General features: G+C 64.7%; 7 protein-coding genes and 1 pseudogene. All 8 read right to left on the bottom strand.

Annotated features, from left to right (window positions below; genetic code table 11):
• Positions 1 to 50 precede the first annotated feature (50 nt).
• On the bottom strand, positions 51 to 1,439 hold the full coding sequence (locus tag AAFO90_RS17450; RefSeq protein ID WP_347510183.1) for an amidase: 1,389 nt from the start codon (positions 1,437 to 1,439) through the stop codon (positions 51 to 53).
• Positions 1,436 to 2,344, bottom strand: a complete 909-nt coding sequence (locus tag AAFO90_RS17455; RefSeq protein ID WP_347510184.1) for a glyoxylate/hydroxypyruvate reductase A — start codon at positions 2,342 to 2,344, stop codon at positions 1,436 to 1,438. Before AAFO90_RS17455 ends, AAFO90_RS17450 begins: the two co-directional genes overlap by 4 nt.
• The gene (locus AAFO90_RS17460) at positions 2,341 to 3,954 is read right to left on the bottom strand and encodes an ABC transporter ATP-binding protein (RefSeq protein WP_347510185.1); all 1,614 of its coding nucleotides are present in this window, start codon (positions 3,952 to 3,954) and stop codon (positions 2,341 to 2,343) included. Before AAFO90_RS17460 ends, AAFO90_RS17455 begins: the two co-directional genes overlap by 4 nt.
• On the bottom strand, positions 3,951 to 4,754 hold the full coding sequence (locus tag AAFO90_RS17465; RefSeq protein WP_342456159.1) for an ABC transporter permease: 804 nt from the start codon (positions 4,752 to 4,754) through the stop codon (positions 3,951 to 3,953). Before AAFO90_RS17465 ends, AAFO90_RS17460 begins: the two co-directional genes overlap by 4 nt.
• A gap of 35 nt (positions 4,755 to 4,789) precedes the next feature.
• Positions 4,790 to 5,767 (bottom strand): ABC transporter permease, encoded by a 978-nt coding sequence (locus AAFO90_RS17470; protein ID WP_347510186.1) that lies wholly within the window; start codon positions 5,765 to 5,767, stop codon positions 4,790 to 4,792.
• A gap of 103 nt (positions 5,768 to 5,870) precedes the next feature.
• Positions 5,871 to 7,418: an ABC transporter substrate-binding protein gene (locus AAFO90_RS17475; protein WP_347510187.1), complete on the bottom strand. Its 1,548-nt coding sequence runs from the start codon at positions 7,416 to 7,418 to the stop codon at positions 5,871 to 5,873.
• 90 nt (positions 7,419 to 7,508) lie between these two features.
• Positions 7,509 to 8,276, bottom strand: coding sequence for a class II aldolase/adducin family protein (locus AAFO90_RS17480; protein ID WP_274830880.1), 768 nt, complete (start codon positions 8,274 to 8,276; stop codon positions 7,509 to 7,511).
• A gap of 33 nt (positions 8,277 to 8,309) precedes the next feature.
• Positions 8,310 to 8,401, bottom strand: a pseudogene (locus AAFO90_RS17485) (IS5/IS1182 family transposase); the annotation flags it as partial.

Below are 8,401 nucleotides of genomic sequence, written 5' to 3' on the forward strand. Positions count from 1 at the left end.
CACGGCATCAGGCCCGCATGCTGGAACCAGGCCGGGTCTGCCGCGCGCTATCAGCCCAGCAACCCGGGAAAGCCGAAGCCGCGTTCGAGCAATTCGCCTGCCTCGAGGCATATATCCTCGCGCCAGGGCGCGCAAACCAGCTGCACACCGGATGGCACGCCGTCCACCACATCGGACGCGATGGAGATCGCGGGCAGGCCCAGCACCGGGATGGCGATCTGCGGCAGCATCACGTCCCACAGGTGCGCGATCATGTCGTCCCCCTCAAGATCCTGATCTTGGCGGAAAGGCAGCTCGGCACAATTGGGCATCAGCACGACGGGGTAGTCAGCCAGGAACGCCCGCCACGCCCTGATCAGCGCCGAACGGCGCACGAAAAGCTCGCTGAACCGCGCGGTATCGAACTTTGCCGCACGGTCCGCGTAGTGGTTCAACAGAGCGATGGCCCCGGCATCGCCTTCGCGCTGCGCCGCCTCCATCTTGGCAGCGTGATCGTCAGCGAGCCACATGTCGGCCTGGATCATGACAGCCTCGCGCAGCTCGGGGATCTCCGGCGCCTCGACCTCCCAGCCCGCATCCCGGAACATCTGCGCCGCACGTTCCAGATCGGCGACAATGCGCGGGTCCGTGTCCATGTCGGCCGGATGCGTAACCAGCGCCACGCGACGTCGATACGTGGGCCCGACCAGCGGCACCGGGGCGCTCCAAGCATCGCCCGTGGAATAGCCAGCCATGCCTTCTAGGCCCAGGCGCAGGTCGTCGACGCGCCGCGCCAGCGGGCCGCTGACCGCCATCAACTGCGGCCCGATCCCCCTGTCGGTGCCCGACGGATTGAACATCGGCACCCGCCCCGGGGTCGGGCGTAGCCCCTGAACCCCGCAGGCATAGGCCGGGTAACGGATTGATCCAGCGATGTCGGTGCCATGGCCGATATGCCCCATACCAGTGGCCACCGCTGCCCCTGCCCCGCCCGACGAGCCGCCGGCGGTCAGCGCATCATTATGCGGATTTTTCGTCGCGCCGTAGAAATCATTGGTGCTGAACCAGCGATAGGAAAAAGCCGGCGTGTTGGTCCGCCCGATGACGATGGCGTCCTTTTCTCGCATATGCGCAAGAAAGGGGCTGTCCTGTGTGGCGATCACATCACTGTAAATCCGGCAGGAGTTGGTGCTGGCATAGCCCGTCTGGTCCGACAGCACCTTGATGGTGACCGGTACGCCGGCAAGCGCCCCCACCGGCGCGCCCGATGCGACACGGGCGTCCAGCGCCTCGGCCTCGGCCAGCGCATCCTTGGCGCAATCCTGAATGATGGCGTTGACCTTCGGGTTCGCCTTCTGCACCCGGTCGAGGGTCGCTGTGACTACGTCCACGGCCTTGAGATCACCGGAGCGGATCCGCGCCGCGATCTCGCGGGCGGAGAGGGAATTGAAATCGGTCATGCGGTTTCCTTGCAAGATGTCATGCGCTGGCGCACGTTTTCGACCACGGCCTCGGGCGCGGGAATGCAGGCGACATGGGGCGTCACGAGAATGCTGTCATGGGTCCAGAACGGGTGATCTTCGGGCAGCGGTTCGACCTCGAACACATCGACCGAGGCCCCCGATAGCTGACCGGAATTGATGGCCTCGACCAGCGCGTTCTCGTCCACCTGACCGCCGCGTCCGACGTGGATCAGCGCCGCGCCCCGGGGCAGCTTCGCAAGGAAGGACGCGTCGATCAGCCCGCGCGTGGCGTTGGTCAGCGGCAGCACGTTTATGAGGATATCGGTCTGGCCGAGGAAATCGTCGAGCTGGCCCTCGGTGAAATGGGTCACACCCGGCTCGGCCTCCGGCATCCGCCGCGAATAGCCCGAAACCGGGTAGCCCAGCGCCACCAGTCCCTTTGCCACCGCACGGCCCATCAGGCCGAAGCCCAGCACGCCGATGCGCCTTGCGGTCGGCGACAGCCCGGTGATCTTGCGCTCGAAGAGCGCCCGGGGCTGGTTTGCATGCACCTGCGCCATTTCGCGGTGGTGCCACAGCACGTGGAAGGCACAGAACCCCGCCATCTGCAGCGCCTGGTCCGGGTCTTCGAGGCGGTAGACCGGCAGCGCATCGGGCCGCGACGGGCAGGCGTCGATGGCATCCTGCCCCGCACCTACGCTGAACACCGCCTCAAGCCCGGGATAGGGCTCGAAGGCATCGTCCGCCGGCACGAAAGAGAGCATGAAACGCACGTCCTCCGGGCGGTCGATGTCTTCGGGTCGGCGCAGATCGAGACCGGGCGCGCGCTCTTCGAAAAGCGGGATGAAGGTTTCCGCCAGGTTCAGGTCGCTGCAGGTAACAACACCCAGAATGCGGTTCATGCGGTGGCTTTCCGTTGGTCCCAATCCGCGCCCGGCACAGCCGCGAGGAGCTGTTTCGTATAGTCCTGCTGCGGGTTGAGGAAGATGTCATGCACCGGGCCGATCTCCACCAGCTTGCCGCGCTGCATGACCGCGATCCTGTCGCACAATTGGGCTGCAACGCGCAAATCATGGGTGATGAACAGGATCGACAGCCCCATCCGTTCGCGCAGGTCGCGCAGCAGGTCGAGCACCTGCGCCTGGATCGACACGTCCAGCGCCGAGACCGCCTCGTCGGCGATGATCAGCTCGGGATCCATGGCGAGAGCGCGGGCGATGCCGATGCGCTGGCGCTGGCCGCCCGAGAATTCGTGCGGAAAGCGGCTCGCCGCATCGGCGCCAAGGCCGACGATCTCCAGCAGCTCCTTCGCCCGGGCCTCGGCCTCTTTGCGCTGAATGCCACGGGCGATCGGCCCATCAGTGATGGCGCCGAGGATGCGCTGGCGCGGGTTGAGCGAGGCATAGGGATCCTGGAAGATCATCTGCACCTTGTGGCGCTGGGTGCGCAGCTCTTCCTCGGGCAGCGCCGCGAGGTCGACGCCGCCGACCAGCACCTGCCCGCCGTTTGGCGTCACCAGCCGCACCGCGGTGCGGCCCAGCGTCGACTTGCCCGAACCGCTTTCACCAACCAGCCCCAGCACCTCGCCCCGCGCCACGGTGAGCGAGACGTCGTCCACCGCCCGCACCTCGCGCGCCTCGCGGAACAAGCCGCCGCCGGTGCGGTAGATCTTGCGCAGCCCCTTGATCTCGAGCGCGGGGGTCTCTGACAGCACGCGTTGCTCCGGCAGGGTTCCGGTCGGGATCGCGTCGAGCAGGCGCTTGGTGTAGTCATGCTGCGGATTTTCCAGCACCTCGAGGGCGGAACCGCGTTCAACCACCTGCCCCATGCGCATGACAATGACCTCGTCGGCGATCTCGGCCACCACGCCGAAATCATGGGTGATGAACATCACCGCCATGCCGCGCCGTTCGCGCAGGTCAAGGATCAGCTTGAGAATTTGCGCCTGCGTTGTCACGTCGAGTGCCGTCGTCGGCTCGTCCGCGATCAGCAGCTTGGGCTCCAGCGCCAGCGCCATGGCGATCATCGCCCGCTGTCGCTGTCCACCGGAGAGCTGGAAGGGATAAGCGCGGATGATCTTCTCCGGGTCTGGCAGCTGCACCTCACGGATCAGGCCGAGCGCCTTCTCGCGCCGTTCTCCTTGGGTGTAGCGGTCATGCGCGGCAAAGACCTCGGCGATCTGGTCGCCGATGCGCATCAAGGGGTTGAGCGCGGTCATCGGTTCCTGAAAGATCATCGCGATCTCGGCCCCCCGCAGGGTCATCTTCTCCGCGTCCGGCAGGCGAAGCACGTCGCGCCCCTCAAACATGGCGTGCCCCGCCTTGACGGTGACGCCTCGTGGCAAAAGCCCCATCAGCGCATTGGCCGTCATGGACTTGCCGGACCCGCTCTCGCCCACGACGCAGAGGATCTGTCCCTTGTCGATGGTCATGCTGACATCCTCGACCGCGAAGGGCCGGTCGGCCCCCTCGGGCAGGCCGATGGTCAGGTGTTCGATGGCAAGCGTACTCATGCGCGGCCCTTTCTTCTCGACAGGTGCGGGTTGAGCGCGTCGTTAAGCCCCTCCCCTATGAGGTTCAGCGCCAGGACGGTGATGATGATGGCGATGCCGGGAAAGAAGCTGAGCCACCAGCTGGAGCGGATGACGGTGCGCGCAGCGCCGATCATGTAGCCCCAGCTCATGGCGTTGGGATCGCCAAGGCCGAGGAAGCTGAGCGAGCTCTCCAGAAGGATCGCCGTGGCAACCATCAGCGAGGCCATGACGATGATCGGCGAGACGGTGTTGGGCAGCACCTGCTGCACCAGGATCCGGCGCTTGGTGAGCCCGGCCAGCGTGGCGGCGTCGACGAATTCACGCTTGCGCACCGACATGACCTCGGCCCGCACAAGCCGCGCCACCGGTGGCCAGCTGACGATGGCGATGGCCAGCGTGATCGAAGACAGCGTCGGCTCGAAGATCGCCACCAGCACGATGGCGAGGGCAAAGTTGGGGATAGTCTGGAAAAACTCGGTGAAGCGCATCGCGCCTTCGTCCACGAGGCCGCCATAGAACCCGGCCAGCGCGCCGAGCGGCACACCGATCAGCAGCGCCACCAGCGTCGAGACAAGCCCCACCAGCAGCGACACCCGCGCGCCGTATGCCAGCTGTGCAGCCACATCGCGGCCGAGCGTGTCGGTGCCCAGCGGCAGACCGTCCGTGCTGAACGGGGCAAGGAAAGGGCGCTGGACCATCTGCCACGGATCATGTGCAAAGATCAGCGGGGCAAAGACGGCAATCGCGATGACGGCGATCAGCAGGACGACACCCACCATGGCGCCGATATTGGTGCGGAAACGGGTCCAAAAACTCATGCGCGGGCTCCAATGCGGGGGTCCACGAGGCGGTAGACGATGTCGGTGACAATGTTGAACAAGATGACCATCGCGGCCGATACGAGAAAAACCCCGAGGATGGTGTTGTAATCACGTGCGGCGAGGCTCTCGAACATCAGCCGTCCGATGCCGGGCCAGGCAAAGACCGTCTCGGTCAGCACCGCACCGCCGATCAGTTGGCCTGCCTGCAGGCCGGCGAGCGTCACCACCGGCAGGATGGCGTTGCGCAGGATATGGCGGCGGCGAATGACCTTGTCCGACAGGCCCTTGGCCCGTGCGGTCTTGACGAAATCGGCGGTGGAGACCTCGAGCATCGAAGCCCTGGTCATGCGCATGTAGACCGCCATGAAAAACAGGCCAAGGGTCAGCGCCGGCAGCACGAGGTGCTTGGCGATATCGATCACCCGAGCCCATCCGGTGTAGTCCGCGCCGACGGTCTCGTATCCGAAACCGGGCAGCCAGCCCAGCCAGACCGAGAACACCAGAACCGCCATCAGCGCCGCCCAGTAGAGGGGCGTCGCGTAGAACAGCAGCGCAAAGGTGGTAAGAAGGCTGTCCTGTGGTTTGCCCACGCGGGCCGCGGCGGCCACACCCAGGGCGATGCCGCAGACCAGCGAGATGACAAAGGCGGTGAGCGTCAGCAACAGCGTCGCGGGCAGCCGGTCCGCGATCAGGTCGATGACCGGCGCCCCCTGCCGGAAACTGTAGCCGAGGTCGAGCGTGGCTACCCCCGAGACATATTTCCACAACTGCACGCCAAAGGGCTGGTCGAGCCCGAAGCGTTCGCGCAGCTGCGCGATCATCTGCTCGTCTGCGGCGCCCGCTTCGCCCGCAAGCACCACGGCAGGATCACCGGGGGCCGCGTGCAGCAGGCAGAAATTCAACACCGCGATGGCAAGCAGGGTCAACGCGGCCTTGGCCAGGCGCGTGAGGATGATGGCAAGAACGGACATGCCGATTCGCTCCCTCTTCTTGGGACAGGATTTCCGGAGGCGCCCCGCCGAAACGGAGCGCCAGGAAACTTTCAGCAGGAAAGTTTCTTTCCGGTGGAGAGGGTTACTCTTCGATCCACGCGTTGCGCGGGCCGTCGTTCACACCGATGCCGGTGGTCACGAGATCCTTCACATTGCAGCGGTAGATGGTCGGGAACTCCAGCTCGAGCATCCAGGCTACCGGCACATCGTCGACGATTTCCTTCTGGATCTCGTCATAGGCGGCCTGCCGGGCCTCCGGGTCGGTCATGGTCGCAGCGGCGAACCATTTCTCGTCCAGCGCGGCATTGTCGTAGCCCTCGACATTGTTCCAGGGGCTGCCCTTCTTGATGCGGTCGGCGGTGTAGTTCCGCGACACCCCAAGGGCTGGATCGCCGTACTGGTAGAGATAGGTGAAGGCCATGTCATAGTCCCACTGGGACGTCTTCTCGTTCCAGCCGGCCACGTCTGCGCTGTCGATCTCCACCTCAATACCAACCTCGGAGAGGTTCTGGCGCACGGCTTCCGCCCAGCGTTGCCAGGTTTCGCCATAGGGCAGCGGCAGGATGCGCACCGGCTCTCCGTCATACCCCATTTCCTCAAGCAGCGCCCTCGCCTTATCCGGGTCATGGTTGTAGATGGTCACGTCATCCGAGTAGAAGTTGGTCCTTGACGACACCGGCCCGGTGGGCACCGTGCCGAGACCATTCCACACCACGTCCCGCATGAACTCGCGGTCCATCGCGTACATCACCGCCTGACGGAAGCGCACGTCCGAAGTCGGGCCTTCGCGGTTGTTCAGCCACATCCAGGCGTGAGGGGCAAAGAACTCCCAGCCTTTGGTTGTGGAGCAGACGCCCTCCATCTCGGTGAGGCGCGGGATGTCCCAGTTCTCGACCGAGCCGCCGGGCAGCACGTCGACTTCGCCCGTCTCGAAGGCCACCGCACGGGAGGCTGCGTCGGGGATCACCCGATAATAGACCTCGTCAAGATAGGGCAGACCGTCGACATAGTAATCCTCGTTCTTCACGAGGTGGATATAGCTGCCCTTGGCCCATTCCTCGAACTTGAAGGGACCAGTGCCGATGGGCGTGTTGTTCGCCTCGTTGGTGGCGAAATCGGTGCCCTCATAGATGTGCTGGGGGATCATCGGCATGGTCGCCGCCTCGAAGACCGAGATGAACGGGCCGAAGGGTTCCTTGAGCTGGAAGACCACCGTCAGCGGGTCGGGCGCGGTCACGCTCTCGACATAGGCCAACGAGGCACGCAGGCGAGCGTGGGTTTCGGGCAGGAAGGTCCCGGCAGAGAAGACCACATCATCGGCGGTGAAATCCTCGCCATCGTGCCATTTCACGCCCTCGTGCAGCTTGAACGTATAGGTCAGCCCGTCTTCCGAGATCTCCCAGCTTTTCGCCAGTCCCGGCATCGGCTGCAGATCGGTGTCGTAACGCAGCAGACCCTCGTAGATGTCGCCCGCGACAAGCTGCGTCGGGCCATTCTGAACGAGGCCGAGCATCAGCCCCGGCGGTTCGGGTTGGACCACGATGTCGAGCCGTCCACCCTCCTGCTGCGCAGCGAGCGGCGCGGCGAGGGCGGCGGCGATGAGGAAGGTCGGCGCTTTGAGATATTTCATGAGCTTTCCCTGTTTTCCGTATTTTCGGATGACCACGGCCCGTCTTGGTGCAGGCTCGCGGAAAGCCCCGGCCACATGCCGGGGACCGTTTTACCCGGCCCAGCCGGGTATCTGCTTGTCGAGCTGGCGCAGCATGGCGTCCCATTCCGGGTCGCTGCCGCCCTGCTCTTCTATCTTGTCATATGCGCGGGCGTATTGCCCCGCCGTATGCGCTGCCACATCATCAGGCAGCACCACCGGCGTCAGCCCCATGCCGAGCGCGGCAACCTGCGCCTTGCAAGATCGTTCGAGGTTCAGCGCGTATTTAACCGCTTCGGCTACCGACCGGCCGAGCAGCAGCGTGCCGTGGTTGCGCAGCAGCATCACCTGCTTGTTGCCAAGATCGGAGACGATACGCTCGCGCTCTTCGAGGTTCAGCGCGATGCCCTCGTAATCATGAAAGGCAATCTGGCCAAAGAACTGCGCCGACCATTGGTTGAGCGGCAGCAGCCCCTCCTGAACCGAAGACACGGCAACCCCTGCCACTGTATGGGTGTGCAACACGCAAACCGCGTCGTGCCGGGCCATGTGCACCGCCGAGTGAATGGTAAAGCCCGCCGCGTTGACACCGGCACCGTAGGGATCGTCGATCACCGCACCGGTCTCGTCGATGGTCACGAGATTGCCGGGCGTCACCTCGTCAAAGCGCAGCCCGTAGGGATTGAGCAGGAACCGCTTCTCGCCGTCCGGCCCGTCGGGAATCCGCGCGGAGATATGGGTATAGATCCCGTCGTCCATCCCATGCAGCGCAATCAGACGATAGGCCGCGGCAAGGTCGCGGCGCAGGTCATTGGTGCTGGTGGTCATCCCGTCCGGCATCTGAGAGTCTGATTCAAAACTTTTCGAGTGAATTCATTGTCTTGCGAGCATCCGCGTGACGCGGCGGATGTGTGCGATTGTGACCCAAGCTGCCGCGCTGGCGATGGATTTTTCCCAATCCTTCG

Origin of the sequence: Phaeobacter sp. CAU 1743 (assembly GCF_039839315.1) — a bacterium.
In the GTDB taxonomy this organism is placed as follows: Bacteria; Pseudomonadota; Alphaproteobacteria; order Rhodobacterales; family Rhodobacteraceae; genus Phycobacter; species Phycobacter gallaeciensis_A.